Consider the following 26,624-nt stretch of genomic DNA (forward strand, 5'->3'; position numbering starts at 1 on the left):
CCTACGCGGTGGCGCCGGATCGGGGCGGCGATTTTTCAGGCCCAGAGCTGGCCTTCGAGACGCTCCTCGGCCTCCTCCAACGTGCCCTCGTAGGCACCGGTGGACAGGTACTTCCAGCCGCCGTCGGCGACGATGAAGACGATGTCGGCCCGCTGCCCGGCCTTCACCGCCTTGGCGGCGAGGCCGAGCGCCGCGTGCAGCGCGCACCCGGTGGAGATCCCGGCGAAGATGCCCTCGGTCTCCAGCAGCTCCCGGGTACGGCGCAGCGCGTCGGCCGCCGACACCGAGTACCTCGTGGTGAGCACCGACTCGTCGTACAACTCGGGGATGAACCCCTCGTCGACGTTGCGCAGGCCGTACACCAGCTCGCCGTACCGGGGCTCGGCGGCGACGATCTGCACGCCGGGCACGTGTTCACGCAGGTACCGGCCGACGCCCATGAGGGTGCCGGTGGTGCCGAGCCCGGCCACGAAGTGGGTGACCGACGGCAGGTCCTCCAGGATCTCCGGGCCGGTGGTCTCGTAGTGCGCCCGCCAGTTCGCCGGGTTGCCGTACTGGTAGAGCATCACCCAGTCCGGGTGCCGCTCCGCCAGCTCCTTGGCCACCCGCACCGCCTCGTTCGAGCCGCCCGCCGCGGGCGAGGAGATGATCTCCGCGCCCCACATGCGGAGCAGCTGCCTGCGTTCCTCGGAGGTGTTCTCCGGCATCACGCAGATGAGCCGGTAGCCCTTGAGCCGGGCGGCCATCGCCAGCGCGATGCCGGTGTTGCCGGAGGTCGGCTCGAGGATCGTGCAGCCGGGGGTGAGCAGGCCGTCCTTCTCCGCCTGCTGGATCATCCACAGCGCGGGACGGTCCTTCACCGAGCCGGTGGGGTTGCGGTCCTCGAGCTTCGCCCACAGGCGCACCTCGGGCGACGGGGACAGCCGGGGCAGCCCCACGAGCGGGGTGTGGCCGACCGAGTCGAGCAGTGAGTCGAAACGCATGATGTCCGGCCTTCGCGCGGGCGGTCCGTCAGCCGGCGCCGCCGGCGACCGCGGGGAGCACGGTCACGGTGTCGCCGTCGGACAGCGGCGTGTCGAGTCCGCCGAGGAAACGCACGTCCTCGTCGTTGAGGTAGACGTTCACGAACCGGCGCAGCCCGTTCTCGTCGACCAGGCGGTCCATAAGTCCCGGATGCCGGGAGTCGAGATCGGAGATCAACTCCTTCAGGGTGGCGCCCTCGCCGCTGACAAGCTTCTCGCCGCCGGTGTAGCTGCGCAGGATGGTGGGGATGCGAACGTTGATGGCCATCGCGGGTCAAACTCCTTGATCGGTGGACGTCGTGAAAGGCGCCACCCTTACTGAACAACGGGCGGGCCGGAGGGGATTCCTCGGGCCTGACCTCGGCCTGCGGCCCGCGGGGCGACGCGCCCGCGCGCGGGTCGCGGCCTAGCGTGAAACAGGCCGACTGCGGTGGCCGGAACAGTCGTAGACGACGACAAACCGACAGTGGCCGAACAGGAAGCTCTGCACGGGCGAGCCCGGCGGCACACTGGGCGTCGGCTGCTCGGCGGTCGGCATGACCACGAGTCTACCCGCCCGGGTACTGCCGGGACAGCGCGCCTCAGGCCTCCTCGACGATCTCGACCTCCTCCTCGGTCACCACGCCGTCCACGATGCGGTAGGAACGCAGCGGGGTGTGGTCGGGGTCGGCCGTGGAGACCAGGACGTAGTGCGACTCGGGCCAGGCGGCCAGCGCGATGTCGGTGCGCGACGGGTAGGCCTCGGTCGCGGTGTGGGAGTGGTAGATCACCACCGGCTCCTCGTCCCGGTCCCACATCTCGTTCCAGACCTTGATCTGCTCGGTCGAGTCGAACTCGTAGAACGTGGGCGAGCGCGCGGCGTTACGCATCGGAATGAAACGCTCGGGGCGGTCCGAGCCGGCCGGACCGGCGATGATGCCGCACGCCTCGTCCGGATGGTCGGCGCGGGCGTGGGCGATGATCTTGTCGACCAGGTCCCGTGAGATCCTCAGCATGTGAAGGACGCTACCAAAGCGCTCTGACCAGGCTGTCTTGGAGGTAGGTCAACCAGTCATAGGTGACGAACGCCGCATACCGCTCGTCGTCCTCGGACATGCGCTCGATCTGCTCGTGCACCTCCTCGGTGACCTCGAGGCGGGTGCCGAGCGCGAGCCGTACGTCGTTGAGCGCGCGCAGCCACGCCGTGGCCTGCTCGGCGTCGAGCTCGATTTTCCCGGGTACGGCGGTGCGCAGCACCACCTCGGCGTCCGCGCGCTTGCCGTCGCGCAGGCTCGGCTCGGTGTACCGCCGGAACTCGAGCGCCTCCTTCTCGTCGGCGTAGGCGGCGGGGAACAGCCGGGCGAGCACGGGGTCGGTGGGCGGGGTCACCTCCGCGGCACCGATGCCCAGCGCCCGCTCGAGCGGGTCGTCCGACCCGGCCGATCCCGGTCCCACCAGGTCGAGGATCTGCGCCACCAGCGACCGGAGGATCGCCACCTCGCCGTGGTCGAGACGGATCGACACCCTGCCGTCGCGCCCGGCCTTGAACCCGCCGCCCATGCCGCGTCCACCGATCCCTGTCCGCCTACGCGTGTACTACCTACGCCCGCCCGCCGACGTCCGCCTACCGGTCCTGCTGGATCGTGGCCCACAGACCGTAGGAGTGGAGGATCTGCGCGTCACGCTCCATCTCCTCCCGGGTACCGCTCGCCACCACGGCCTTGCCCTTGTAGTGCACGTCGAGCATGAGCTTCTCCGCCTTCGCGCGCGGGTAGCCGAACACGGTCTGGAAGACGTAGGTCACGTAGGACATGAGGTTGATCGGGTCGTTCCAGACGATCGTCACCCATGGCACATCGGGTCGCACGTCCGACGACGGACGCTCGACCTCGACCGGAGCAGCTGTGGCAACCACATCCCCAGTCTGCCCTAAGCGAGCCGTAGTCTTCGACACGTGAAAACGACCATGAGTACGGCGTTGCACACCGATCACTACGAGCTCACCATGCTGCGGGCCGCGCTGGCGAGCGGCGCGGCACACCGGCGGGCGGTGTTCGAGGTGTTCGCCCGGCGCCTGCCCGGTGACCGCCGCTACGGCGTGGTCGCCGGGACCGGCCGGCTGCTCGACGCGCTGGAGAACTTCCGGTTCGGTGAGGAGGAGCTCACCTTCCTGCGACGCCGCGGGATCATCGACGACCGGACGGCCGAGTACCTGTCCGGCTACCGGTTCGGCGGGGACGTGCACGGCTACCCCGAGGGCGAGTGCTACTTCCCCGGCTCACCGATCCTCGTGGTGGAGGGCACGTTCGCCGAGACCGTGCTGCTGGAGACGCTGGTCCTGTCGATCCTCAACCACGACAGCGCGATCGCCGCGGCGGCCTCCCGCATGGTGCGCGCCGCGGGCTCGCGGCCGCTGATCGAGATGGGCTCGCGCCGTACCCACGAGGACGCCGCGGTCGCCGCGGCCCGCGCCGCCTACATCTGCGGCTTCGCCTCCACCTCCAACCTGCTCGCCGGGCTGCGGTACGGCGTGCCCACCACCGGCACCAGCGCGCACGCCTTCACCCTGCTGCACGACAGCGAGGCCGACGCGTTCCGGGTCCAGGTCGACTCGCTCGGCCGGTCCACCACGCTGCTCGTCGACACCTACGACGTGAAGACCGCGGTGCGCACCGCGATCGAGGTCGCCGGGACCGACCTCGGCATGGTGCGCATCGACTCCGGCGACCTCGCCGAGGCCGCGCACGAGGTACGCGCGCTCCTCGACGAGCTCGGCGCGCACCGCACCGGGATCGTGGTCACCGGGGACCTCGACGAGCACGCGATCGCCGCGCTCGCCGCCGCGCCGGTCAACGCGTACGGCGTCGGCACCAAGCTGGTCACCGGGTCCGGTGCGCCCACGGCCGCGCTCGTCTACAAGCTCGTCGCCCGGGAGGACGCCCAGGGCGTGATGCGGCCGGTCGCGAAGCGCTCGGTGGGCAAGCCCAGCCGCGGCGGGCGCAAGTTCGCGTTCCGGGCGATCGGGCCGGACGGGATCGCGCGGGCGGAGATCGTCACCACCGCCCCGGCCATGCCGGTCGACCAGCTCGAGGCGCTCGCCGAGTCGCCGGGCGGCGAGCGGCCCGGGCGTCCGCTGCTGGTCCCCCTGGTGCGCAAGGGCGAGATCGTCGGCCGGGAGCCGCTCGACGCCGCCCGGGAGCGGCACCGCCGTTCCGTCGCCGAGCTGCCGCCGGCCGCGCTGCACCTTTCGCCCGGGGACACGGCGATTCCCACCGTGTTCGCCTGACGTACGATCAAGGGTGGGCGACGCCACACCAGTCGAGGAGAGCACGACCATGAGCACGGCACTGGTCATCGTCGACGTACAGAACGACTTCTGCGAGGGCGGCAGCCTCGCGGTGGCCGGCGGCGCCGACGTCGCCGCCGCGATCACCCGGCACATCGCGGAACGGCGGTACGACCACATCGTGGCGACCCGGGACCACCACGTCGATCCCGGCGACCACTTCGCCGACGAGCCCGACTTCGTGCGCTCCTGGCCCGCGCACTGCATCGCCGGTACCCCGGGCGCCGAGTTCCATCCCCACCTCGACACCTCGGCGGTCGAGGAGGTGTTCAGCAAGGGTGCCGACTCCGCGGCCTACAGCGGCTTCGAAGGGGCGGCGCCGGACGGCACCCCGCTGGTCGAGTGGCTCCGCGCCCGGGGGGTGACGTCCGTCGACATCGTCGGCATCGCCACGGACCACTGCGTCCGGGCCACCGCGATCGACGCGGCGCGGCACGGTTTCACCACGCGGGTGCTGCTCGATCTCACCGCCGGCGTGGCACCGCAGACGACCGAGCAGGCGATCTCCGAGATGAAGGCGGCGGGCGTCGAGCTGACCGGCACCCCGGTCGTGCGCGCCGCCTAGGGGTTCCGTCTCAGACCTTGGTCAGGCCGAGAAAGGCCATGACCTTGTCCAGCTTGTCGTGCACCGAGGCGACATCGGCGCGCACATCCTGGATGTCGCTCTTGAGCTCGGTCCGGACCTCCTGAATCTCACCCTTGAGCTCGGTCCGGACGCCCTCGATCTTCTCGGTGAGCTCGGTCCGGACCTCCTGGATCTCACCCTTGAGCTCGGTCCGGACGCCCTCGATCTTCTCGGTGAGCTCGGTCCGGACGCCCTCGATCTTCTCGGTGAGCTCGGTCCGGACCCCCTCGATCTTCTCGGTGAGCTCGGTCCGAACCTCCTGAATCTCGCCCTTGAGCTCGGTGCGGACCGCCTCGATGTCGCCCTTGAGTTCCGTGCGGAGGCCGTCCAGCTTGGCGTTCGTGGCGTCGATCCTGGTGAGGACCTCTTCGAACATCGGAGTCACGTACTCGCGTACCTCCGCTCGGATCAGCGTGGTCAGATCCATATGCGTAACTCCCCTAAGCGTAGATGCGTGGACCAAGCCCTGACGGGCCGAAGATGAACACGAAGAGTACTCGCTTAGTCACGCTCGCGTAGGGGAATGGTCAAAAACGGTGGGCGACGGCTCAGCGGGAACGCCGCTGGGTCGCCCACTTGCGGATGAGCGCGATCCGCTCCCGGACCTGCTCCGCGGTGGCCTGGGCGATCGGCGGCCCGCCGGTGAGGCGGCGCAGCTCGGCGTGAATGACCCCGTGCGGCTGGCCGGTGCGGTGGTTCCACGCGCCGACAAGGCTGTTCAGCTCCTTGCGCAGCGCGTGCAGCTCCTCGTGCGGCGACCGCTCGGGCTCCGGCTCGGCAGTGCGCGACCTGCGGCGCTTGGCGGCGAGCTGCTCCGACTGGCGCTTGCGGAGCAGGGTGGCGACCTGCTCGGGCTCGAGCAGTCCGGGCAGGCCGAGGAACTCCTCCTCCTCGGGGGAGCCCGGGGCGGCGGCGGTGCCGAACTCGCCGCCGTCGAAGAGCACCCGGTCGAAGGTGGCGGACGCCTCGACGGTCTCGAACGGCAGCTCGTCGCCGAGCACGTCGGGGTTGTCCTTCTTCCGCTGCGCGTCCTCCACGAGGAAGTCGTCGAGGCCCTCCTCGGGCTGCCGCCGCACGAGCACGTGGTCCCGCTCCGCCTCCATCTCCGCGGCGTAGCCCATGAGCAGCGGGATCGAGGGCAGGAACACCGAGGCGGTCTCGCCCCGCCGCCGCGCCCGGACGAACCGGCCGATCGCCTGGGCGAAGAACAGCGGCGTGGACACGCTCGTCGCGTAGACGCCGACGGCGAGCCGGGGGATGTCGACGCCCTCGGAGACCATGCGCACCGCGACCAGCCAGCGGTCGTCGGACGCGGCGAACTGTTTGATCTTCTTCGACGCGGTCGGGTCGTCGGAGAGCACCACCGTGGCCCCGTGCCCGGTGATCTCCCGCAGCAGCCGGGCGTACGCGCGGGCGGCCTCGTGGTCGGAGGCGATCACCATCGCACCGGCGTCGGGCACGTGCCGCCGCACCTCGGTCAGCCGCTTGTCCGCGGCGCGCAGCACCTGCCGGATCCAGTCGCCCTTCGGGTCGAGCGCGGCCCGCCAGGCCTGGGCGAGCTGGTCCTTGCTGAGCGGCTCGCCGAGGGTCGCGGCGATCTCGTCACCGGCCCTGGTCCGCCACCGCATCTCCCCCGCGTACGCGAGGAAGATCACCGGCCGGACGACGCCGTCGGCGAGCGCCGGGCCGTACCCGTAGGAGTAGTCGGCCACGCTGCGCAGCGCGCCGTCGCCGTCCTCCACGTAGGTGACGAACGGGATGGGGTTGTTGTCGGACCGGAACGGCGTGCCGGTGAGGGAGAGCCGGCGGGTGGCGGGCTCGAACGCCTCCCGGATGCCGTCCCCCCAGGACTTGGCGTCCCCGGCGTGGTGGATCTCGTCGAAGATGACGAGGGTACGGCGGGCCTCGGTGCGCGCCCGGTGCAGCGCCGGATGCATCGCCACCTGGGCGTAGGTGATCGCGACACCGATGAAGTCCCGGGAGGTGGTGCCCTGGCTGTTCTTGAAGTCCGGGTCGACCGGGATGCCGACCCGGCCGGCCGCCTCGGCCCACTGACGCTTCAGGTGCTCGGTCGGGGTGACGATCGTCACGGCCCGGACCACACCGCGGGCGAGCAGCTCGGTCGCGATGCGCAGCGCATAGGTCGTCTTACCCGCTCCGGGCGTCGCCACGGTGAGGAAGTCGCGCGGCTCGCGCCGGAAGTACAGCTCGAACGCCTCCTGCTGCCAGGCACGCAGCTTGGGCGCCGTGCCCCAGGCGGCGCGGTTGGGGTACGACGGTGACAGATGAGACGCGGCTGAGGTGCTCACAATGAATCGAGCGTAGCCTGCGCCGCCGACGAACGCGTGAAGCCGCCGGTCATCCGCCCGGCGCGGCGCAGCGGACACCGTCAGCGCATGGCGGTCATGACCGCGGCGATCTCGCCGCGCAGCCGGGGCTCGTCCGGCTGGGCCATGCCCACCACGACCGTGCCGCTCCGCTCCCCCTCGATCACCATGACCCGCAGGTAGGAGGGCGCGTTCACCACGTCCCGGTATTCGGCGCGCAGCGACCGCACGTGGGCGGCCCGGCCGCCGACCGTGACGCCCCGGTCCTCGACCACGGTCACCTTGTCGGCGTGGAGCAGCAGCCGGGAGTAGAACTCGCCGAGCTCGGCCGCGGCCTGGCGCACCCCGGAGGCGCGCACCCCCTCATCCGGCCGCGCCATCACGATCGCGTTCTCGTGGTTCACCACCGAGGTGAACGCGGTCACCGGCGCCACCCGCCCGGCCCGCCAGCCGGGCGGCAGCGCGAAGCTCACCCCGGCGAGGGCGTCCACCACGCGCGGCGGCGGCTCCGCGGAGTCCCGCAGGCGGCCCAGCCCGAAGGCGACGAGCCCGGCGACCAGCCCGCCGCCCACGACGAGCACGGCGAGGACGACCAGCGCCCGGGCGAGCGGGCGCGGGATGCGCGGCGGCGGGGGCGGCGTCGGCGTGCCGTACCGGCGCGCCGAGGGCGGGAGCGCGTCCTCCGGCGCGGGCCCTTCCGCCACCGGCGGCGCGTGCTCCATCGCGGCGGGACGGGCCTGCGGATCCGGCGAGGGCGGATCCTGGGTGGGCGGCGGCCAGACGCGTGTCGCGTACGGCGGTCGGCGCCTCGGCGGTCGATCGTCCACGCGGCCTCCTGGTCGAGCTGCCGGGGCTTTCATTCAAACCCACGCGCCGCCGCGCCACCGGTGTTGTGCCTTTTCGGATGGGAAAGATGCCCGGGCGCACCCGGCCCGGATCCGGGACGGGCCGGTCATACCGGTCGATCCGGCGGCGGGCCGGGGAGGGCGCCTACTCCGCGCGCTGCCGGTAGGCCGTCCACATCTCCTGGATGCGGACCGCCTGCCCGGGGGTGAAGTGCGTCATGCACCGGTCGTGCGAGTAGTCCATGAAGTTGTGGATCGGGTCCTCGCCGGGCGCGGGGCAGGTGTCCTTGCCCTCGGGACAGCCGTGGGTCGCCACCCCCTCCGGCGGGGTGTCGTCGACGTAGTCCCCGGGCTCCTCGCAGCCGTTCTCGAAGGTGTGCAGCAGGCCGAGCCAGTGGCCGATCTCGTGCACCCCGGTCATGCCGCGGTCGAAGTTCGGCAGCGTGCCGCCGGGCAGGGTGCGCCAGTCGATCACCACGCCGTCGAGGGTCGGCGCCTGGTCGTACTGGAAGGGGTAGGTGGAGTAGCCGAGCACGAGTTCCCCCAGCTCGGCGAGGTAGAGGTTGAGGGTCTCCGGACCGCCGCGGCGCAACGTCGCCTTGAGCGCCTCCTCGTGGCCGAGCGGGTCGCGGAACCAGGCGGGGCTCTCGGTCCGGGTGATGCCGGCCAGCCGGAACCGGACGCCGGTGTCGGTGCCGCCCAGTTTGCCGCCGTAGGCGGCGTTGAGGGTGGCGATCTGCTGCCGCACCGCCGCGACGGAGGCGCCGGTGCCGCCCGAGGTGATGATGTGCACCCAGGTCGGCACGGTGATGGTCTGCGTCCGGCGGCGGGGATGGGCCCGCTCCGCGGCGGCGAGGCGGCGCCGGAAGTCCGCCATCATGCGCGCGATCTCGCCGGCGCTCGGCGTGTACGGCTCCTGCCCCCGCGCGGCCACGCGGAGGGCGTGGCGGGGACCGCAGGAGCCGTGCCGTACGTCGGTCGAGCCGGGCGCGCTCGCCCCCACGAACAGGCACACCAGCGATAAGGCGATCAGGCGCCGGCCCATGCACCCCTCCGGTCAGCAGTAGGCGGAGTGCTGACGCTAACCGGAAGGGGCCACGCGGCCGACGACCAACACGCCGTACCGCTCAGCGCACACCGGGTTTTGACCTGCTCTCGTACCGGCGGGCCGGACGCCGCCCTGCCGGGCCCGCCCGGCGTGCCGTGCGCCCGCGTCCCCGCGGCGGGTCACGCCGCGGCGCGGGCGTCTCACGGGCGGGTTCCCCGGGCCAGGGCCGAAGGCCCCTTGGCGGGGCGGCGACGGGTCAGCCGTTCTCCGGCTCGCCCGGGGGCAGCTCGTCGTAGATCCGCTTGCACTCCGGGCAGACGGGGTACTTGCTCGGGTCGCGGTTCGGGACCCACACCTTCCCGCAGAGCGCACGGACCGGGATCCCGGTCACGTTGCTCTCGACGATCTTGCTCTTCTCCACATAGTGGGCGAACCGCTCGTGGTCACCGTCGCCGTGGGAGAGCTTCGGGCGTACGTCGCTCTCAGGAAGGATCTTGGTGCTCATCTGGCCTCCCTCTCCGGCCAGGCGAGCACAGGTCCACTGTGCGCACTGGCTCGCCGGCTTCGCTCACTCACGAGAATCGAGTGTATTGCGTCCGCGAAGGTCCGCGCGGCCCGGCGGACCGGCCCCGGCGCGCCGCGCGGCGTCCCCGAGAGCGTTCGAGGCCCAGGCCCCGGTGTCACCCCAGGTGCACCGGTACGTCGCCGGGCTGCCTGCGTCCCGCCTTGACGAACAGGCTGAGGACCGCCGCGCACACCGCGATCGCCGTGCTGACGAGGAACCCGAAGTGCATGCCGTCGAGGAACGACAGGTGGGCCGCCTGGGTGATCGCCTCGAGCACCTGCGGCGGCGTGCCCTCCGGGGCGGGCACCACCCCGGCCGCGACCGCGCCCGCCATCCGGTCCACCTGCTCGGCCGGCGGCACCGGCAGCTTCACCTCCGCGAAGTGCCGCGGCAGCACCTCGGTCACCTTGGCGGTGATCACCGCCCCGAGTACGGCGGTGCCGAGCGCGCCGCCGACCTGCATCGCGGACTGCTGCAGGCCGGAGGCGACGCCGGACAGGTCGCCCGGCGCGTTGCCCACGATCACCTGGGTGGCGCCCACCATCACCGGGGAGAGGCCGAAGGCGAGCAGCGTGAACGGCACGGCCGACGCGAGGTAGGAGGCGTCGAGCTCGAGGCGGGAGAGCAGGAACATCGCCAGGGCGGTGATGAGCATGCCGACCGCCATCGGGATCCTGGGCCCGAGTTTGCTCTGCGCGAGCCCGGCGAGCGGCGAGGCGACGATCATGCCGGCGCTCATCGGGAGCATGCGCAGGCCGGCCTCGAGCGGGCTGAGCCCGTGCACGCCCTGGAAGAAGAAGGTGACGAAGAACATCGCGCCGAGCATGGAAAAGCTCACCAGGATCATGAGCACGGTGCCGATCGAGACCGACGCGTTGCGGAACAGGCCGAGCGGCAGCAGCGGCTGGGCGGCCCGGGCCTGCCAGGCGACGAAGAGCGCGCCGATCACCACGGCGGCGGCGAAGAAGCCGAGGGTCCGGCCGTCGCCCCAGCCGTACTCGGGGGCCTTGATGATCGCCCACACCAGGCAGAACATCGCGCCGGACAGCAGCACCACGCCGAGACCGTCGATCCGGGACAGCTGCTCGGCCCGGCTCTCGGCGAGCACCCACAGGCCGAGGAGGATCGCGGCGATCCCGATCGGCACGTTGATGAAGAACACCGACTGCCAGTTCACCTGCTCCACCAGCACGCCGCCGACGATCGGCCCGGCCGCGGAGGACAGGCCCATGACCGCGCCCCACACCCCGAACGCGACGTTGAGCCGGTCGCCGGGGAAGGCGACCCGCAGCAGGGCGAGCGAGGCCGGGTTGAGCAGCGCGCCGAACAGGCCCTGCAGCACCCGGAAGGCGATGAGCCAGCCGATCGACCCGGTGAGGCCGATCGCGAGCGAGCTGGCGGCGAACCCGGCGACCCCGAGGAGGAACACCTTCTTGTGGCCGAACAGGTCACCGAGCTTCCCGGCGGTGATCATGAAGACGGCGAGGGCGAGCAGGTAGCCGCTGGTGACCCACTGCAGGTCGGAGAGCGAGGCGCCGAGCTCCCGGCCGATCGCCGGGTTGGCGATCGCCACCACCGTGCCGTCGAGCAGCACCATGATCGCGCCGAGCCCGACCGCGCACAGCGTCAGCCACGGGTTCCGCGGGCGCGGCGCGCGGGCGCCGCGGGCTGGACGGTCACCGGTTGGGCCATGTATTCCCCCAAGTGGTCGCGACGGGCGGGCCGTCGGCATGGTGAACGGCGTTGCTGAAGGTCGGTGAGGAACGGCCGGTGACAGCGGGCGTGCCCGGGCCGCGCTGCCGCGTCACGGGTCACGGCGGCAGGCGGCGCCGGCCGGGCCGCCCGGTGCGCCCCGCGTCCCGGGCGGCGGCCCCGCGCAGGCGCGTCCGGACGGCGGGTGAGCCGCGTCGGCCCGCCGTACCCGGGTCCGGCCGTGGTGTCAGTTCATGTTGGGGTCGTCGGGGAAGGTCGCCACGAAGGCGAGCTCGTTCCGCTGCCGGCGCAGCACCGCACGCCAGAGGCTCTCGGGGTCGGAGTGGAAGGTGTCGCCCGGCTCGGCGTCGACGAGGTACCAGGCGCCCTGCCGGATCTCGGCCTCGAGCTGACCGGCCGACCACCCGGCGTACCCCGCGAAGATGCGCATCTGGGTGATCTCACCGGCGAGGATCTCCGGGGGCGCGTCGAGGTCGACGGTGCCCAGCCGCGCCACCGCCGGAGTGGGCGAGTGCAGCCGCCGCCAGCCCAGCGGCTCCTCCCCGCTCGGCACCGCCGCCAACGCCAGCGCGCTGTCGGTCTGCACCGGTCCGCCCTGGAACAGCACCGATGGCCCGGTGACGAGGGAGTCCCAGGAGGGCAGCACCTGCGTCACGCTGATGTCACTCGGACGGTTCAGCACCACCCCGAGCGTGCCGCGGTCCTCGTCGTGCTCGAGGATCAGCACCACGCTGCGCCTGAAGTTGGGGTCGTCGAGCAGTGGCGTGGCCACCAGCAGCGCGCCGACGTAGATCCCCTCTGCCATACATCCATGATGGCGGGTATTGCGCCATAAGCGAGCCTCGCCCCCCGAGTTCGCAGAGCCGTAACACGCCCGTGCCCGCCGGAGCGGTCCAGGCCCGGATCGGCGGGGACGCGGCGGGCCGGGCGACGGTACGGCACGGCCCCGGCGCGCGGCTCAGGCCTCGGTCATGCCCCGGGCGCGGCCACCGGCCGCCTCGCGCACCGCGCTCGCCACGGCGGAGGCGACGTCCGGGTGGAAGACGCTGGGGATGATGTAGTTCGGGCCGAGCTCCTCGTCGGTCACCACCGCGGCGAGGGCGCGCGCCGCCGCGAGCAGCATGTCCTCGGTGACCGTGCGGGACTGCGCGTCGAGCAGGCCGCGGAACACGCCGGGGAAGGCGAGCACGTTGTTGATCTGGTTCGGGTAGTCCGACCGGCCGGTGGCGACCACCGCGGCGTGCTCGCGCGCCTCGTCCGGGGAGACCTCCGGGTCGGGGTTGGCGAGCGCGAACACCACCGCGTCGTCGGCCATCGTGGCGATGTCGTCGCCGGTGAGGATGCCGGGCGCGGACACGCCGATGAACACGTCCGCCCCCCGCACCGCGTGCCGCAGGTCGCCGCTGTAGCCCTCGGCGTTGGTGTTCTCGGCGATCCAGCGCAGCGTGTCGTCGAGGTCGTCGCGGCCCAGGTGGATCGCGCCCCGGTAGTCGCACACGATCACGTTGCGGGCGCCCGCGGCGAGCAGCAGCCGCAGCACCGCGGTGCCGGCCGCGCCGGCCCCCGCCATGGTGATCCGGACGTCCTCCAGCTTCTTGTTCACCACGCGCAGCGCGTTGGTGAGCGCGGCGAGCACGCAGATCGCGGTGCCGTGCTGGTCGTCGTGGAACACCGGGATGTCGAGCAGCTCGCGCAGCCGCCGCTCCACCTCGAAGCAGCGCGGCGCGGAGATGTCCTCGAGGTTGATGCCGCCGAACCCGGGCGCGATGATCTGCACGGTCCGCACGATCTCGTCGACGTCCTGGGTGTCGAGGCAGATCGGCCAGGCGTCGATGCCGGCGAACCGTTTGAACAGCGCCGCCTTGCCCTCCATCACCGGCAGCGCGGCCGCCGGGCCGATGTTGCCCAGGCCGAGCACGGCCGAGCCGTCGGTGACCACCGCGACGCTGTTGCGCTTGACGGTGAGCCGCCGCACGTCCTCCGGGTTGCGGGCGATCGCCATGGAGACCCGGGCGACGCCGGGCGTGTAGGCCATGGACAGCTCGTCACGGTTGCGCAGCGGCACCTTCGACTGCATCTCGATCTTGCCGCCGAGGTGCATGAGGAAGGTGCGGTCGCTGACCTTGTGGATGTGCACGCCCTCGACCGCGCCGAGGCGGTCGACGATGAGCTGGGCGTGGTCGGTGTCCTTGGCGGCGCAGGTGACGTCGATGCGCAGCGTCTCGTGACCGGCCGTGGTCACGTCGAGCGCGGTGACCACGCCACCGGCGTTCTCGACGGCGTGCGTGAGCTGACTTACGGCCTTGCCCCCGGCGGGGACCTCAAGGCGGACGGTGATCGAATATGAAACGCTCGGCACGGTGGCCACGGTGCTACGCTCCTTCGCCCCTGACCTGGGTGGGTTCCCTTATCGTGCCACGGTAAAGGATTCAATTACCCGCGTTCGCCGCACCCGCCGCGGTCCGGCGGCCGTCCCCGGGCACGCGACGGCCACCGGTCCACGCGACATCGGCACGGGGAACCCCGTTTCCGAACGGCGCACTCCGACCGCCTGGTCGGCACAGCGTCCGCGCTGCGTGGCGCCGTGTACGCCCACTGTATCGGCCCGTGCCGGGACGGCGCGGGCGCGGGCTCGGCACGGAACACCGGCCACCGCCGGGCGCGCGCCGACGGTGCGGTGCGCGGCCGGGGCGGGGCCGGACCGATCGCAAACCGGTCAGAACAGGGCGTTCGCCAGCTGCCTGCGGGCCTTCGCCACGGTCGGGTCGTCGACGGGCAGGGTCTCGAACAAGCCGAGCAGGTGCAGCCGTACCTTGTCGCGCTCCTCCCCCGCGGTACGGCGCACCAGGTCGATCAGGCGGTTGAACGCCGACTCGGCCGCGCCGGACAGCATCTCCAGGTCGGCCGACTTGAGCTGGACGTCGATGTCGTCGGGACGCTCCACGGCCTCGCGCAGCACCTTGGCCGGGTCGAGTCCCTGGGTACGGCGGAGCAGCCCGACGCCGGCGAGCCCCATCTTGGCGTCGGCGTCCTTCGGCGAGCGGTCGAGCACCCGCTGGTACGCGGCCTCGGCGGCGTCGAGGTCGCCCTTCTGCACCGCCTCCTCGGCGGCGACCAGGTCGGGGTCGGCGGGCCGCTGCGCCTCGGCGCCCTGCGCGGGGGGCAGGTACTGGGCGAGCGCCTGCATCACCTGGTCCAGCCACTGGCGCACCTGCGCCTCGGGCAGCGCGCCCTGGAAGCCGGTGATCGCCTGGCCCTGGAAGATCGCGAGCACGGTCGGGATGCTCTGCACCCGCAGCGCCTGGGCGATCTGCGGGTTGGCGTCGACGTCCACCTTGGCGAGCACCCACCGGCCGTTCGCCTCGGTGGCCAGCTTCTCCAGGATCGGGCTGAGCTGCTTGCATGGCCCGCACCAGGTCGCCCAGAGGTCGAGGATGACCGGGACCCGCATCGAACGCTCGACGACCTCGGTGGAGAACGTCTGGTCGGTGACGTCGATGACGGCCGGGCCCGCCGGGGCCGCTCCTCCGGCACCGGCCTGTGCCGCCGCGGCCTCACGCCGGGCCTGGGCCTCCAATGCCTGCTTGCGCGCGCCGAGGTCCACGGCGCCGTACAGCGATCCGGGTCGAGGATTGAACTCCGCTGGGCTCATAGGTCCAATCCTGCCATCCACCGTGAGCACGTGTTCACCCCCGGCCCGTGACGGCGCGGCGCGCACCGCTCACGGCGAACGGCGCCGGACCGGCGGCGGCACAGGGGTGGCGGGGCGCCGCCGGTCAGAACCGGGCGGGCTCGGCGTAGGTGCCCCACTCCTCGCGCAGCGCGTCGCAGATCTCGCCGAGCGTGGCCTCGGCGCGCACCGCCTCCAGCATCGGCGGGATGAGGTTGCCGTCGCCCCGGGCGACCTCCACCATGCGGGCGAGGGCCCGGTCCACGGCCGCCTGGTCGCGGGCCGCGCGCCGCTCGGCGAGCACCCGCCGCTGCTCGAGCTCGACCTCGTGGCTCACCCGCAGGATCTCCAGCGGCTGCGACACGGTCGCGGTGTGGCAGTTCACGCCGACCAGGCGCTTCTCCCCCTTCTCCAGCTTCTGCTGGTAGGCGAAGGCGGCCTCGGCGATCTCCGAGGTGAACCAGCCCTCCTCGATGCCGCGCAGCACGCCGGAGAGCATGGTCCCGTCGCCGCCCATCTCCCGGATCCTGTCGAAGATCGCCTCCGCCTCGGCCTCCAGCCGGTCGGTGAGCGCCTCGACGTACCAGGAGCCGCCGAGCGGGTCGATCACGTTGGTGACCTCGGTCTCCTCCATGATCACCTGCTGGGTGCGCAGGGCGATCTCCGCGGCCTGCTCGCTCGGCAGCGCGAGCACCTCGTCGAGCGCGTTGGTGTGCAGCGAGTTCGTGCCGCCGAGCACGGCCGCGAGCGCCTCGATCGCGGTGCGCACGATGTTGTTGTACGGCTGCTGCGCGGTGAGCGACACCCCGGCGGTCTGGGTGTGGAAGCGCAGCCACTGGGCGCGCTCGGTCTTGGCGCCGTAGACGTCGCGCATGTACCGCGCCCAGATGCGGCGGGCCGCGCGGAACTTGGCGATCTCCTCGAAGAAGTCGATGTGCGCGTCGAAGAAGAACGACAGCCCCGGCGCGAAGGCGTCCACGTCGAGCCCGCGGCTGAGGCCGAGCTCCACGTACGCGAAGCCGTCGGCGAGGGTGAAGGCGAGCTCCTGCGCGGCGGTCGACCCGGCCTCCCGGATGTGGTAGCCGGAGACCGACAGCGGCTTGTACGCGGGCATCTCGGCGGCGCAGAACTCCATCAGGTCGCCGATGAGCCGCAGGTGCGGCCGGGGCGCGAACAGCCACTCCTTCTGCGCGATGTACTCCTTGAAGATGTCGGTCTGCAGCGTGCCGTCGAGCTCCCGGTGCGGCACGCCCTGCCGCTCGGCGGCGACCAGGTACATGCAGAAGATCGGTACGGCCGGCCCGCTGATCGTCATCGAGGTGGTGACCTCGCCGAGCGGGATGCCGTCGAACAGGATCTCCATGTCCTGGGCGGAGTCGACGGCCACCCCGCAGTGGCCCACCTCGCCGAGCGCGCGGGGGTCGTCGGAGTCGCGGCCCATGAGCGTGGGCATGTCGAAGGCGACCGAGAGCCCGCCGCCCCCGGCGGCGAGGATCATCTTGTAGCGCTCGTTGGTCTGCCGGGCGTTGCCGAACCCGGCGAACTGCCGGATCGTCCAGGTCCGCCCGCGGTAGCCGGTCGGGTACAGGCCGCGGATGAACGGGAACTCCCCGGGCCAGCCGATGCGCTCGAAACGCGGGTCGTCATGATCGGGTGCGTACACCGGTTCGACCGGCAGGCCGGACAGCGTACAGAACTCGGCGTCCCGCTTACGGGCCGCGTCGTAACGCGCCTGCCAGCGGGCGCGCCCGGCCTCGATCTCGCCACGCTCCATGACTCCCCCTCTGCTCCCACGTGCTGCAAATACTAGGACGTCCAAGTAATTCCCGCCAGGAGCGGTCCGATCACGCCCGCGGCCACACCCGATCACGCGTTGATCGCGGATCACTGACAGATCATGACGGCGGCCGTAAAGACCCTTCAGGATGACTGATCGTCAACTCTTCCTGTTGGGAGGTAGCGTGAAGCGCGTCAGCATCGTCGCCGCCGCCGTCCTCGTCACGGCCGCGCTGGCGACACCCGCGCAGGCCTTACCCTCGAGCGCCGTCACCTCGGGGCGGTCCGCCACGGAGTCGGAGTCGGAGTTCCTCGTCCTGTACGCCGAGGGTGCCGACCCCACCGCGGCCCGGAACGCGATCGAGGCCGCGGGCGGCACCATCGTCAAGGAGAACGGCGCCATCGGCCTGGCCACCGTCACCAGCAGGGACGCCGGCTTCGCCGCCGCGCTGGCGGGCAACGGCCTGATCGAGGGCGTCGCCCGGGACCGGGTGATCGGCGCGGTGCCGAAGACCAGGCCCGCCCGGCCGTCCGAGGCACTGCGCCGCGCGATCGCGGAGCGCGCGGTGGAGAAGGAGGGCCACCGCGACCGCAGGCACCTGCCGCACCGGCCCGGCAAGCCGCGCGACCTCGCCGAGCCGCTCGCCGAGCTGCAGTGGGACATGAAGCAGATCGACGCCACCGCCACCGGCGCGCACCGGGTGGAGCAGGGCGACCGGCGGGTGCTCGTCGGCGTGATCGACACCGGCATCGACGGCTCCCACCCCGACATCGCGCCCAACTTCAGCCGGGAGCTGAGCCGCAACTTCACCGTGGACATCCCGTACGACGCCAACGGCGAGGAGGTCGACGGCCCGTGTGAGGCCGAGCCGGACCGCTCCTGCACCGACCCGGCGGACGTCGACGAGAACGACCACGGCACCCACGTCGCCGCGACGATCGCCGCGCCGATCAACGGCCTCGGCATCGCGGGCGTCGCGCCGAAGGTCACGCTGGTCAACCTGCGGGTCGGCCAGGACTCGGGCTACTTCTTCCTGCAGCCGGTCGTGGACGCGCTCACCTACGCCGCGGACATCGGGGTCGACGTGGTGAACATGTCGTTCTACATCGACCCGTGGCAGTTCAACTGCACTGACAACCCGGCCGACTCGCCGGAGGAGCGGGCCGAGCAGGCCACGGTCATCAAGGCGGCCCAGCGCGCCCTCGACTACGCCCACCGCCGCGGCGTCACCCTCATCTCCTCCCAGGGCAACGACGGGTTCGACCTCACCAAGGAGAACATCGACCGCGGCAGCCCGAACTTCGCCTCGGTGCCGGGCCTCGAGCCGCGCACCCGCACCGTGCCGCCGAGCTGCCAGGTCATGCCCACCGAGGGCAACCACGTGATCTCGGTGAGCTCCACCGGCATCAGCCGCCGCAAGTCGTACTACTCCAGCTACGGCAACGGCTCGGTGGACGTCGCCGCGCCCGGCGGTGACGCCTACGACACCCCGACCGGCGACCTCGACCGCACCCGCACGATCCTCGCGGCCTACCCCAAGGCGCTCGCCGAGGAGCGCGGCGAGCTCAACCCGGACGGCACGCCGAACGTGCCGACCGTCGTCCGCGACTGCGACGCCAAGGGCACCTGCGCCTACTACCAGTACCTGCAGGGCACCTCGATGGCGGCGCCGCACGCGGCCGGGGTGGCGGCGCTGATCGTCAGCCGGTACGGCAAGCCCGACCGGCACCGCGGCGGCCTCACCCTCGACCCGGACACGGTCGAGCGGATCATGAAGTCCACCGCGACGAAGATCGCCTGCCCGCCCGGCGGCTCCTACACCTACACCCGCCGGGTCCCGCAGCAGGACGGCAGCGTGAACACCGTGGTGACCACGCACACCTGCGAGGGCACCGCCGCCCGCAACGGCTTCTACGGCTCGGGCCTGGTGAACGCGCTGAACGCGGTCCGCGCCCACCGGTGATCGCGCGCCGACCGGACCCGGAACACCATCTCGCCGGCGCCCGCCCGGGCGCCGGCGGGCACGGCACCTCCACGGCGGCCGGCGGGGCCTCCCCGCCGGCCGTCCGCCGTCTCACCGGACGTTCCCCGGCGCGCCGCTACGCCTCCGCGCCCACCGCCCCGGCGGGATCCGGCGCGGCGGACTCCACGGCCCGGGCGGTCTCCCCGGCACCGTCGGCACCGCTCGGCCCCGGGGTGCGCTCCCCCGCCGCGGCGCCGTCCACCGTGTCGCCCACGGTGCCGCCCGCCTCGTCGCCCACACGGGCGCCCGGGCCGTCCGCCACGAAGTCGCCCGCGGCCCGGCGCAGCGTGCGCAGCAGGTCGAACAGGTCGGCGAGCTCCTGCTCGCCGTACATGGTCATGCAGAAGCCCGCCGCCATGAGGTCGGCGGTGGCGCGGCGGACCACCTCCCGGCCCGCGTCGGTGATCTCGGCGAGCACGCCGCGGCCGTCCCGCGGGTTGCGCATCCGGCGGACCAGCCCGGCCCGCTCCAGCCGGGTCACCGTGTTCGTCACGCTCGTCGGGTGGACCATGAGCCGCTCGCCCATCTTCGACAGCGGCAGCGCCCCGGTACGGCTGAAGGTGAGCAGCACGAGCGCCTCGTAGCGGGCGAAGGTCAGGTCGTACGGCCGCAGCAGCGTGTCCAGTTGTGCCAGCAGGATCTGGTGCGCTCTCATGATCGACGTCACGGCGGCCATCGCCGACGAGGCGCCGAAGCGATCACGCCAGATCGCGACGGCCCGTTCGATGGGGTCGAAGGGGAGATTGAGCGGTTTGGGCCCACCGGTATGCACAGCCGTACCGTAGCGCGCCTCGCACGGGTTCGCCCAAACACATACCGTGATCCGATCACCCGTTTAACCAAGAAACACGACGGCAAACATCACGTTCAGTTATGGTTGTCGCGTCGAAAGGGTGAGGCTGCGGCAAAGTCGCGGGGGAAGGCCGCGCCACGACCGCGTGCCGGGGGTATGCGCGTGGTCGCGACGCGACGCAGGGGGCTTGCCCCGCGAGCGGTGCCAGGGGGACGGCACCGTGGAACGGCCGCCGCCCTCCCGTACGGGGGGTTGGCAGATGAATATCGGAAAGCGACGGGCGGCGTGGCCGGGGGCCACGCGTACCCGTGCGTAGGCACAGGGGCGTCACGCGGGAGGAGCTGAACCAGAGCGCGGCGGTCGCGGTCGCCGTGCTGCTCGGGATCGGCCTCGTCACCGCGTGGAACGTCCTCATTCCGGGGGTCGCCGCCTGGGAGAACACGGTGGTCGCCGTGGTCGGCTCGCTGCGGCACACCGGTCCGGTCGCGGCGGCGTTCGCGGCCTGGGTCGCGCTGCGGGTACGGCGGGCACGCCGGCGCCGCGCCCCGGCTCCCGGGCCGTGGCGGGCGCTGCGGGTGCCGCTCGCGGTGCTCGCGGTGGTGGTGGGCGCGTTCGGCGCCACGGTGGTCGTGCTCGCGCTGCGCACCGCGGTGAGCGACCAGGCGGGGAGGCTGCCGCCGAGCGGGCTGCTCGCCGGGGCGGCCGGGCTGGCGTTCTTCGTCGCCCTCGGCTGGATCGCGGGATGGGCCCTGCCGCGGGGCATCACCCCGATCGCGGTGCTCGCCGCCGGATACGCGATCTCCCACTGGACGGAGCACGGGCCGGACTGGGCCGGGCGGCTCGGGCCGTCGATCCGCGAGCCGTACGACCTGTTCGGCGCGCTCGATCCGGAGCTGTTCACGGGGCAGGCGCTGTGGCTGACCGGCGCGGGCGCGGCGCTGCTGCTCGGCTGGTCCGCGGTGGTGAGCCGCCGGGTGCTGCCCGCGGCCGCGGCCGTGGTCGCCCTCGTCGCCGCCGGTGCCGGGGTGGCGCGGCTGCTCGCCCCGGCGGCGCGGGCGCAGGCCGCCGGGCCGGTGGCGTACGCCTGCCAGGAGTGGCCGATCACCGTGTGCGTGCACCCGGGCATGCGGGCCGGGCTCGACGAGCTGAGCGCGCGGTTCATCGGGCTCGCCTCCCGGGTGGCCGGCACCCCGGCCGCGTTCTCCCGGGTCGAGCAGCACTCCCGGCGCCACCATCCCGAGCTGCCCGCCGGGACGGTGGCGATCCACGTCGACGACCTGCGGCCGGGCTACGCCGACCGTGCGGTCGCGGAGTTCACCGAGCGGCTCGCGCCGCGGTGCGCCGAACCGGCGGGCGGCTACCGCGAGATCGTGATGGGCTGGCTGCGCGGCGGGCCGATCCCCGCCGGGCCGCTGCCGGAGCACCGCCGGGCCGCCGCCTGGTTCTCCGGCCTCACCGAGGCGCAGCGCCGCGACTGGCTGCAGCTCTTCTACACCGACTTCGCCCGGTGCGGGCTCACCGTGAACCACTTCGCGGACACCACCCCGCCGTCCGGCCCGGCGACGCTCGCGACCCACGACGTCTACCCGGTCAATCCGTCGCCGGGGCACGTGTCCGCGCGGTGAGAACCCGATGGAGGCACGGCCGGAGCGGCCCGCGGCGCGGATGACGGCGGCGCCGGCGGGGAACACACCGGTGGTGAACAGGCAGCCGTCCTCCTCCCGGGCCGCCACGCCGCCCGAGGCCGCGGACGCGTCCGGCGCGCCCGGCGGCCCGGCGGCCCAGGCCCCGCCCGAGCCGCGCCGCCGCCGGTGGTGGCCGCTTGCGGCCCTGCTCGTGCTCGTCGTGCTGCTCGGCGCCGGCGCGCGGCTCACCTGGGCGTGGCTCGGCCCGTCCACCGACCCGATCGACCGCGGCGGACCCGCGCTGCTGCGCTCGATCCACGACCTGAGCCGGTTCCAGGCCGCGTCCGGCGACTTCCAGGTGATCGTCGACCTGGAGAAGGACGCGCCCTTCCTCCCCGACGCGGTCAAGGGCACCCGCACCCTGTTCGTCGGCACCGGCAGCGTCGACGCCTACGTCGACTTCGGCCGCCTCGCCGAGGACGCCGTCACGGTCTCCCCCGACGGCGAGACGGTGACCGTACGGGTGCCCCGCGCGCAGCTCGGCAGGACCGTCATCGACAACGCCCGCTCGTACGTGGTGGCGCAGCGGCGCGGGCTGATCGACCGGCTGGAGGAGTTCCTCTCCTCCTCGCCGCAGGACCAGCGGGAGCTCTACCTGGCCGCGGAGAAGAAGATCGCCGAGGCCGCGGCGGCGAGCGACCTGCGGCGGCGCGCCGAGCGCAACACCAGGGCGATGCTCGAGGGCATGCTCAAGGCCCTCGGCTTCACCACCGTGGTCGTCGAGTTCGCGGACGCGCCCTGAGCCGCCCTGCCGTACGGCGGGGCGGCGTCACAGCCCGGCGACGAGCTCGGCCGCCGCGGAGTACGGGTCGGTCTCCCCGGCGAGCACCCGGCCGGCGAGCTCGTCGAGCCGGCGGTCGCCGTGCACCCGGACGATCCGCGCCCGCAGGCTCGCCACCGCGATCTGCTCGATCTCGTCGCGGGCCCGGGCGTGGCGGCGGCGCGCCAGCTCGCCGGACTCGGCGAGGTAGGCGTGGTGCTTGTCGAGCGCGGCGAGCAGGTCGGCGGCGCCCTCCCCGCGGCTCGCCACCGTCGCCACGATCGGCGGGCGCCAGGGTGCGGTGCCGAGCGCGAGCATGCCGCGCAGCTCCCGGATCGTGGCCTGCGCGCCCTCCCGGTCGGCCTTGTTCACCACGAACACGTCGCCGATCTCCATCACGCCCGCCTTCGCGGCCTGCACGCCGTCGCCCATGCCGGGGGCGAGCAGCACCACCGTGGTGTCGGCGAGCCCGGCGATGTCCACCTCGGCCTGGCCGACCCCGACGGTCTCCACGAGGATCACCTCGCAGCCCGCCGCGTCGAGCACCCGCAGCGCCTGCGGCGTCGCCCAGGCGAGGCCGCCCAGGTGGCCGCGGCTCGCCATCGACCGGATGAACACCCCAGGGTCGGTGGCGTGCTCCTGCATCCGCACCCGGTCGCCGAGCAGCGCCCCGCCGGTGAACGGGCTGGACGGGTCGACCGCGAGCACGCCCACCTTGGCCCCGCGCCGCCGCAGCTCGCCGACGAGCATCGAGGTGGTGGTCGACTTGCCCACGCCCGGCGCGCCGGTGAGCCCGATCACCCGGGCCCGGTACGGCTCGCGCCCGTCCGGCCCCGGTGTGGCGAGGCCGGCCATCACCCGGCGCAGCGTGGCGGAGGCGGCCGAGTCGGCGGCCGCCTCGGCCGCGGCGCGTTCGATCAGTGAGATGAGCCGGGCCACCGCGCGCGGCCGTCCCGCCCGGGTGCCCGCGATCAGTTCCTCGACGTGGTCGGCCACGCGCGCCTCCCCTCAGGGTCCTCCCGCACAGGTCCCGCCCCGGCGCTCAGGCCGCGGGGACCTTGAGGATCAGGGCGTCGCCCTGGCCGCCGCCGCCGCACAGGCCCGCGGCGCCGACCCCGCCGCCGCGGCGGCGCAGCTCGTGGGCGAGGGTGAGCACGATGCGCGCGCCCGAGGCGCCGATGGGGTGGCCGAGCGCGATGCCGCCGCCGTTGACGTTGACGATGTCGAGCGGCACGCCGAGCTCCTTGACCGACTGGAGCACCACCGCGGCGAACGCCTCGTTGATCTCGATCAGGTCGAGGTCGGCCGGGGTGAGGCCCTGCTTGGCCAGCGCGTGCCGGATGGCGTTCGCGGGCTGGGCGTGCAGCGAGTTGTCCGGGCCCGCCACGTTGCCGTGCGCGCCGATCTCGGCGAGCCACGGCAGGCCGAGCTCCTCGGCCTTGCGCCGCGACATCACCACGACCGCGCAGGCCCCGTCCGAGATCTGCGAGGAGGAGGCCGCGGTGATCGTGCCGTCGGGCGCGAACGCGGGCTTGAGCTTGGCGAGCGCCTCCAGGGTGGTGTCGGGCCGCACGCCCTCGTCGACGGTGACGAGCACCGGGTCGCCCTTGCGCTGCGGCACCGGCACCGGGGTGATCTCGTCGTCGAACAGGCCGTTCTTGATCGCGGCGGCGGCGAGCTGATGCGAGCGGACGGCGTAGGCGTCCTGCTCCTCGCGGGTGAGCCCGAGGCGGGCGTTGTGCCGCTCGGTCGACTCGCCCATGGCGAGGTGGTCGAAGGCGTCGGTGAGGCCGTCGTACGCCATCGCGTCGACGATCTGGGCCCCGCCGTACTTGACCCCCTTGCGCAGCGCGGGCAGCAGGTGCGGCGCGTTGGTCATCGACTCCATGCCGCCCGCGACGACGATGTCGAACTCGCCGGCGCGGATGAGCTGGTCGGCGAGGGCGATCGCGTCGAGGCCGGACAGGCAGACCTTGTTGATCGTGAGGGACGGCACGGTCATCGGGATCCCGGCCCGGACCGCGGCCTGCCGCGACGGGATCTGGCCGCATCCGGCCTGGACGACCTGGCCCATGATCACGTACTCGACCTGGTCCGGCGACACGCCGGACCGCTCCAAGGCCGCCTTGATCGCGATGCCGCCGAGTTCGACCGCGGACAGCGCCGACAGCGAGCCGAGCAGGCGGCCGATCGGGGTGCGTGCTCCGGCGACGATGACCGATGTGGACATGGGGCCTCCCTCCCAGGCGCGAACCGCGTTTGCCACGATACCCATGTGGCACCCATGTGATCGTGCCCGGCCTCGGAGTGAGGGGGAGGAATTGGACCAGCGCATGTTCCTGCGTATCGACCACGTCGGCATCGCCTGCCGCAACCTCGAGGAGAGCATCGCCTTCTACGAGTCGGCCTTCGGGCTGACCGTGGTGAGCAGGGAGGTGAACGAGGAGCAGGGGGTGCGCGAGGCGATGCTGCACGTGGCCGACGCCGAGGCCGGCGCCTCCTACATCCAGCTCCTGGAGCCGCTCGGGCCGGACACCCCTGTGGGGAAATTCATCGCGAAAAGGGGGGAGGGCGTGCACCACGTGGGCTACGGTGTGGCCGACGTGGCCAAAGCGCTCGAGGAGATCGAGGCCAAGGGTATCCGGCTCATCGACAGGCGCCCGCGGCACGGGTCGATGGGGGCCTCGATTGCGTTTCTCCACCCCAAGGACGTCGGGGGCGTTCTGACGGAGCTTGTCGAGGCGCCGCGGCGCACCACATGATATCGACGGCCGCGAGAGCGATTTATTCGTAACAAGTCGCGCATAAAGTCGGAGCGGGCGTGCAAGAAGGCGGCGCCGGAGTACGCTGGCCTTCCAACGAATGTGGACCGTGCCGTTTGATGTGACGGACCGGGCATATGGGACAAAAGGGGTGAGTCTTGGCTCCCCCTGGCGCCACCGATGCCCGGCCGGCGTCGGCGGCAGAGGCCCGCTTCGGCAGTCCGAACCCCCCGTCCGGCCCGTGTAGCCGTCTCGACAACCAGGATCGAGCCTCATGCAGTCCGACATCGACGCCCAGCTCAATAATTTCTTCGAGGACGCACCCGTGCGGGAATTCGACGTGGTGCTCCGCGGTTTCGACCGCCACCAGGTGCACGACCACCTGAAGCAACTCGACGCGGAGCTGCGCCAGGCGCGTGAGCAAGTCGTCGCCCTGCAGCGTGAACTCGCCGAGGCCAAGCGGCAGCTGCAGGAGAACGAGCGCCCGACCTACGCCGGGCTGGGCGCCCGGATCGAGCAGTTGCTGCGGCTGGCCGAGGAGCAGGCCACCGAGCTCGTCCAGGCGGCCCGGTCCGAGGCGAACGAGATCCGGGCCGCGGCGAAGGTGGAGGCCGCCGACACCCGCGCCGCCGCCGAGAACGAGGCCGCCGAGAAGCTCGCCCTCGCCTCCCGGGAGGCCGAGGAGATGCGCGCGAACGCCGAGCGTGAGGCCGAGGAGATACGTTCCACGGCGCGGCGCGAGGCCGAGGAGCTGACCGCCACCACCGAGCGCGAGGTGGCGAAGCTGCGCGCCGCCGCGGACCACGAGGTGGCCGAGAAGCGCGCCGCCGCCGAGCGCGAGATCGCCAAGCTGCGCACCACGACCGAGCGTGAGGTCGCGCAGCTGCGCGCCAACACCAAGCGCGAGCGCGACGAGATCCTCACCACCGCCAAGCGCCAGGCCGACGAGATGCGCGCCCAGGCGCAGCGGATCCTGGAGGAGAGCGAGGCCAAGCGCGCCCAGGAGGAGGCCGAGTTCGAGATCCAGCTCGCCGCCCGGCGCGAGGAGGCCGAGCGCCAGGACGCCGAGCGGCACGCCGCCGCGCAGGCCGCCACCCAGAAGCTGGTCGCCGAGGCCGAGCAGCGCGCCGCCACCGCCGAGCAGCGCGCCGCCAAGGCCACCCAGCAGGCCGAGCAGACCCGCCGCGAGGCCGACGCGCACGCCAAGCAGCTCATCGCCAACGCCCGCAAGAACGCCGACCAGCTGCTGTCCGAGGCGAAGGCGAACGCCGAGGCGATCGTCTCCGAGGCGAAGGCCGAGGCCGAGCGCATGCGCACCGCGGCGCAGCGCCAGGTCGACGAGCTCACCCGCCAGCGGGACAGCATCACCAGCCACCTCGCCCAGCTGCGCCAGCTGCTCGGCGGCGCCGCCCTGCCGGGCATGGACGACCCCGCCCCGGCGGTGTCCGCGCCCACGCCGAAGCCTGCGCTCGCGGCGACGACCACGAGCCAGGCCACGGAGAAGCCCGCGAGCACGACGCCCGCCGCGTCGTCCGCCCCCGCCGCGTCGACGCCGCGCAAGAGCACCGAGCCGGACGAGGACGCGGAGTGGTGGCAGGAGTGATCCCGACCGGCACGCTCGTGTGACCGGCGGGCGCCGACCGGCACGGCGGTTCGGGGCACCGAGACGAAATCCAGGAGAGCC

At 72.8% G+C, this 26,624-nt stretch carries 23 protein-coding genes and 2 pseudogenes; 7 read left to right on the forward strand and 18 right to left on the reverse strand.

Annotated features, from left to right (window positions below):
- Positions 1 to 35: 35 nt before the first annotated feature.
- The 5 genes from FHX40_RS16490 to clpS form a co-directional block, all read right to left on the reverse strand.
- Positions 36 to 983, reverse strand: a complete 948-nt coding sequence (locus FHX40_RS16490; protein ID WP_142260451.1) for a PLP-dependent cysteine synthase family protein — start codon at positions 981 to 983, stop codon at positions 36 to 38.
- A gap of 28 nt (positions 984 to 1,011) precedes the next feature.
- The gene (locus tag FHX40_RS16495; protein WP_142260452.1) at positions 1,012 to 1,290 is read right to left on the reverse strand and encodes a MoaD/ThiS family protein; all 279 of its coding nucleotides are present in this window, start codon (positions 1,288 to 1,290) and stop codon (positions 1,012 to 1,014) included.
- Between the two features lie 313 nt (positions 1,291 to 1,603).
- Positions 1,604 to 2,017: a M67 family metallopeptidase gene (locus FHX40_RS16500; protein WP_142260453.1), complete on the reverse strand. Its 414-nt coding sequence runs from the start codon at positions 2,015 to 2,017 to the stop codon at positions 1,604 to 1,606.
- A gap of 10 nt (positions 2,018 to 2,027) precedes the next feature.
- The gene (locus FHX40_RS16505; protein WP_142260454.1) at positions 2,028 to 2,561 is read right to left on the reverse strand and encodes a DUF2017 domain-containing protein; all 534 of its coding nucleotides are present in this window, start codon (positions 2,559 to 2,561) and stop codon (positions 2,028 to 2,030) included.
- A 64-nt stretch (positions 2,562 to 2,625) separates the two neighbouring features.
- On the reverse strand, positions 2,626 to 2,916 hold the full coding sequence (clpS, locus tag FHX40_RS16510; protein WP_142260455.1) for an ATP-dependent Clp protease adapter ClpS: 291 nt from the start codon (positions 2,914 to 2,916) through the stop codon (positions 2,626 to 2,628).
- A gap of 51 nt (positions 2,917 to 2,967) precedes the next feature.
- On the opposite strand from clpS, the gene FHX40_RS16515 reads away from it, so the two are divergent.
- Together FHX40_RS16515 and FHX40_RS16520 are read left to right on the forward strand one after the other, a co-directional pair.
- Complete coding sequence (locus FHX40_RS16515; RefSeq protein WP_142261829.1) at positions 2,968 to 4,287, forward strand: nicotinate phosphoribosyltransferase; 1,320 nt, start codon at positions 2,968 to 2,970, stop codon at positions 4,285 to 4,287.
- A gap of 49 nt (positions 4,288 to 4,336) precedes the next feature.
- Entirely contained in the window at positions 4,337 to 4,912 is a 576-nt protein-coding gene (locus FHX40_RS16520) for a nicotinamidase (protein ID WP_142260456.1), read from the forward strand.
- Positions 4,913 to 4,922: 10 nt separating this feature from the next.
- Here the strand turns inward: FHX40_RS16520 and FHX40_RS16525 are convergent, their stop codons facing one another.
- From FHX40_RS16525 to icmA, 10 genes and pseudogenes are all read right to left on the reverse strand, one after another.
- On the reverse strand, positions 4,923 to 5,399 hold the full coding sequence (locus tag FHX40_RS16525) for a hypothetical protein (protein ID WP_142260457.1): 477 nt from the start codon (positions 5,397 to 5,399) through the stop codon (positions 4,923 to 4,925).
- A gap of 121 nt (positions 5,400 to 5,520) precedes the next feature.
- Positions 5,521 to 7,281, reverse strand: a complete 1,761-nt coding sequence (locus FHX40_RS16530) for a DEAD/DEAH box helicase (protein WP_142260458.1) — start codon at positions 7,279 to 7,281, stop codon at positions 5,521 to 5,523.
- 80 nt (positions 7,282 to 7,361) lie between these two features.
- Complete coding sequence (locus FHX40_RS16535) at positions 7,362 to 8,126, reverse strand: hypothetical protein (RefSeq protein WP_142260459.1); 765 nt, start codon at positions 8,124 to 8,126, stop codon at positions 7,362 to 7,364.
- A 163-nt stretch (positions 8,127 to 8,289) separates the two neighbouring features.
- Positions 8,290 to 9,189: a zinc metalloprotease gene (locus tag FHX40_RS16540; protein WP_142260460.1), complete on the reverse strand. Its 900-nt coding sequence runs from the start codon at positions 9,187 to 9,189 to the stop codon at positions 8,290 to 8,292.
- Between the two features lie 259 nt (positions 9,190 to 9,448).
- Positions 9,449 to 9,697, reverse strand: a complete 249-nt coding sequence (locus FHX40_RS16545; protein ID WP_142260461.1) for a DUF3039 domain-containing protein — start codon at positions 9,695 to 9,697, stop codon at positions 9,449 to 9,451.
- 161 nt (positions 9,698 to 9,858) lie between these two features.
- Positions 9,859 to 11,489 (reverse strand): annotated as a pseudogene (locus tag FHX40_RS16550) (DHA2 family efflux MFS transporter permease subunit); the annotation flags it as partial.
- Between the two features lie 207 nt (positions 11,490 to 11,696).
- Positions 11,697 to 12,275, reverse strand: coding sequence for a YqgE/AlgH family protein (locus tag FHX40_RS16555; protein ID WP_142260463.1), 579 nt, complete (start codon positions 12,273 to 12,275; stop codon positions 11,697 to 11,699).
- Positions 12,276 to 12,428: 153 nt separating this feature from the next.
- Positions 12,429 to 13,838 (reverse strand): NAD-dependent malic enzyme, encoded by a 1,410-nt coding sequence (locus FHX40_RS16560; RefSeq protein WP_142260464.1) that lies wholly within the window; start codon positions 13,836 to 13,838, stop codon positions 12,429 to 12,431.
- A 348-nt stretch (positions 13,839 to 14,186) separates the two neighbouring features.
- Positions 14,187 to 15,122, reverse strand: coding sequence for a tetratricopeptide repeat protein (locus tag FHX40_RS16565; RefSeq protein ID WP_142260465.1), 936 nt, complete (start codon positions 15,120 to 15,122; stop codon positions 14,187 to 14,189).
- A 124-nt stretch (positions 15,123 to 15,246) separates the two neighbouring features.
- Entirely contained in the window at positions 15,247 to 16,914 is a 1,668-nt protein-coding gene (icmA, locus tag FHX40_RS16570; protein ID WP_142260466.1) for a coenzyme B12-dependent isobutyryl-CoA mutase large subunit, read from the reverse strand.
- A gap of 187 nt (positions 16,915 to 17,101) precedes the next feature.
- On the opposite strand from icmA, the gene FHX40_RS16575 reads away from it, so the two are divergent.
- Positions 17,102 to 18,880 carry a S8 family serine peptidase gene (locus FHX40_RS16575; RefSeq protein WP_142260467.1) on the forward strand — a complete coding sequence of 593 codons (1,779 nt, stop codon included), beginning with the start codon at positions 17,102 to 17,104 and terminating at the stop codon, positions 18,878 to 18,880.
- Between the two features lie 310 nt (positions 18,881 to 19,190).
- Here the strand turns inward: FHX40_RS16575 and FHX40_RS16580 are convergent.
- Positions 19,191 to 19,712, reverse strand: a pseudogene (locus tag FHX40_RS16580) (MarR family winged helix-turn-helix transcriptional regulator); the annotation flags it as partial.
- Between the two features lie 329 nt (positions 19,713 to 20,041).
- Here FHX40_RS16580 and FHX40_RS16585 point away from each other — a divergent pair.
- On the forward strand, positions 20,042 to 21,358 hold the full coding sequence (locus FHX40_RS16585; protein WP_142260469.1) for a hypothetical protein: 1,317 nt from the start codon (positions 20,042 to 20,044) through the stop codon (positions 21,356 to 21,358).
- A 73-nt stretch (positions 21,359 to 21,431) separates the two neighbouring features.
- A complete protein-coding gene (locus tag FHX40_RS16590) occupies positions 21,432 to 22,160 on the forward strand; it encodes a DUF4230 domain-containing protein (RefSeq protein WP_229788961.1) in 729 nt (242 codons plus the stop codon).
- 27 nt (positions 22,161 to 22,187) lie between these two features.
- Here FHX40_RS16590 and meaB read toward each other — a convergent pair whose 3' ends face one another.
- A complete protein-coding gene (meaB, locus tag FHX40_RS16595) occupies positions 22,188 to 23,174 on the reverse strand; it encodes a methylmalonyl Co-A mutase-associated GTPase MeaB (RefSeq protein ID WP_142260470.1) in 987 nt (328 codons plus the stop codon).
- A 46-nt stretch (positions 23,175 to 23,220) separates the two neighbouring features.
- Positions 23,221 to 24,408, reverse strand: coding sequence for an acetyl-CoA C-acetyltransferase (locus tag FHX40_RS16600; protein ID WP_142260471.1), 1,188 nt, complete (start codon positions 24,406 to 24,408; stop codon positions 23,221 to 23,223).
- Between the two features lie 103 nt (positions 24,409 to 24,511).
- Here FHX40_RS16600 and mce point away from each other — a divergent pair, with 103 nt between their 5' ends.
- A complete protein-coding gene (gene mce, locus FHX40_RS16605; protein WP_142261831.1) occupies positions 24,512 to 24,940 on the forward strand; it encodes a methylmalonyl-CoA epimerase in 429 nt (142 codons plus the stop codon).
- Between the two features lie 274 nt (positions 24,941 to 25,214).
- Positions 25,215 to 26,543 carry a coiled-coil domain-containing protein gene (locus tag FHX40_RS16610; protein ID WP_142260472.1) on the forward strand — a complete coding sequence of 443 codons (1,329 nt, stop codon included), beginning with the start codon at positions 25,215 to 25,217 and terminating at the stop codon, positions 26,541 to 26,543.
- The last annotated feature ends 81 nt before the right edge of the window (positions 26,544 to 26,624 follow it).

It is taken from the genome of Thermopolyspora flexuosa, assembly GCF_006716785.1.
GTDB lineage: Bacteria > Actinomycetota > Actinomycetes > Streptosporangiales > Streptosporangiaceae > Thermopolyspora > Thermopolyspora flexuosa.

Bases quoted from the DNA above. Each gene is read 5' to 3' on its own strand.
- FHX40_RS16545 (WP_142260461.1), bottom strand. From the start codon at position 9,697: ATGAGCACCAAGATCCTTCCTGAGAGCGACGTACGCCCGAAGCTCTCC.
- FHX40_RS16565 (WP_142260465.1), bottom strand. From the start codon at position 15,122: ATGAGCCCAGCGGAGTTCAATCCTCGACCCGGATCGCTGTACGGCGCC.
- FHX40_RS16525 (WP_142260457.1), bottom strand. From the start codon at position 5,399: ATGGATCTGACCACGCTGATCCGAGCGGAGGTACGCGAGTACGTGACT.
- FHX40_RS16520 (WP_142260456.1), top strand. From the start codon at position 4,337: ATGAGCACGGCACTGGTCATCGTCGACGTACAGAACGACTTCTGCGAG.
- FHX40_RS16555 (WP_142260463.1), bottom strand. From the start codon at position 12,275: ATGGCAGAGGGGATCTACGTCGGCGCGCTGCTGGTGGCCACGCCACTG.
- FHX40_RS16505 (WP_142260454.1), bottom strand. From the start codon at position 2,561: ATGGGCGGCGGGTTCAAGGCCGGGCGCGACGGCAGGGTGTCGATCCGT.
- FHX40_RS16490 (WP_142260451.1), bottom strand. From the start codon at position 983: ATGCGTTTCGACTCACTGCTCGACTCGGTCGGCCACACCCCGCTCGTG.
- FHX40_RS16540 (WP_142260460.1), bottom strand. From the start codon at position 9,189: ATGGGCCGGCGCCTGATCGCCTTATCGCTGGTGTGCCTGTTCGTGGGG.
- FHX40_RS16495 (WP_142260452.1), bottom strand. From the start codon at position 1,290: ATGGCCATCAACGTTCGCATCCCCACCATCCTGCGCAGCTACACCGGC.
- icmA (WP_142260466.1), bottom strand. From the start codon at position 16,914: ATGGAGCGTGGCGAGATCGAGGCCGGGCGCGCCCGCTGGCAGGCGCGT.
- FHX40_RS16600 (WP_142260471.1), bottom strand. From the start codon at position 24,408: ATGTCCACATCGGTCATCGTCGCCGGAGCACGCACCCCGATCGGCCGC.
- FHX40_RS16610 (WP_142260472.1), top strand. From the start codon at position 25,215: ATGCAGTCCGACATCGACGCCCAGCTCAATAATTTCTTCGAGGACGCA.
- FHX40_RS16500 (WP_142260453.1), bottom strand. From the start codon at position 2,017: ATGCTGAGGATCTCACGGGACCTGGTCGACAAGATCATCGCCCACGCC.
- FHX40_RS16515 (WP_142261829.1), top strand. From the start codon at position 2,968: ATGAGTACGGCGTTGCACACCGATCACTACGAGCTCACCATGCTGCGG.
- mce (WP_142261831.1), top strand. From the start codon at position 24,512: ATGTTCCTGCGTATCGACCACGTCGGCATCGCCTGCCGCAACCTCGAG.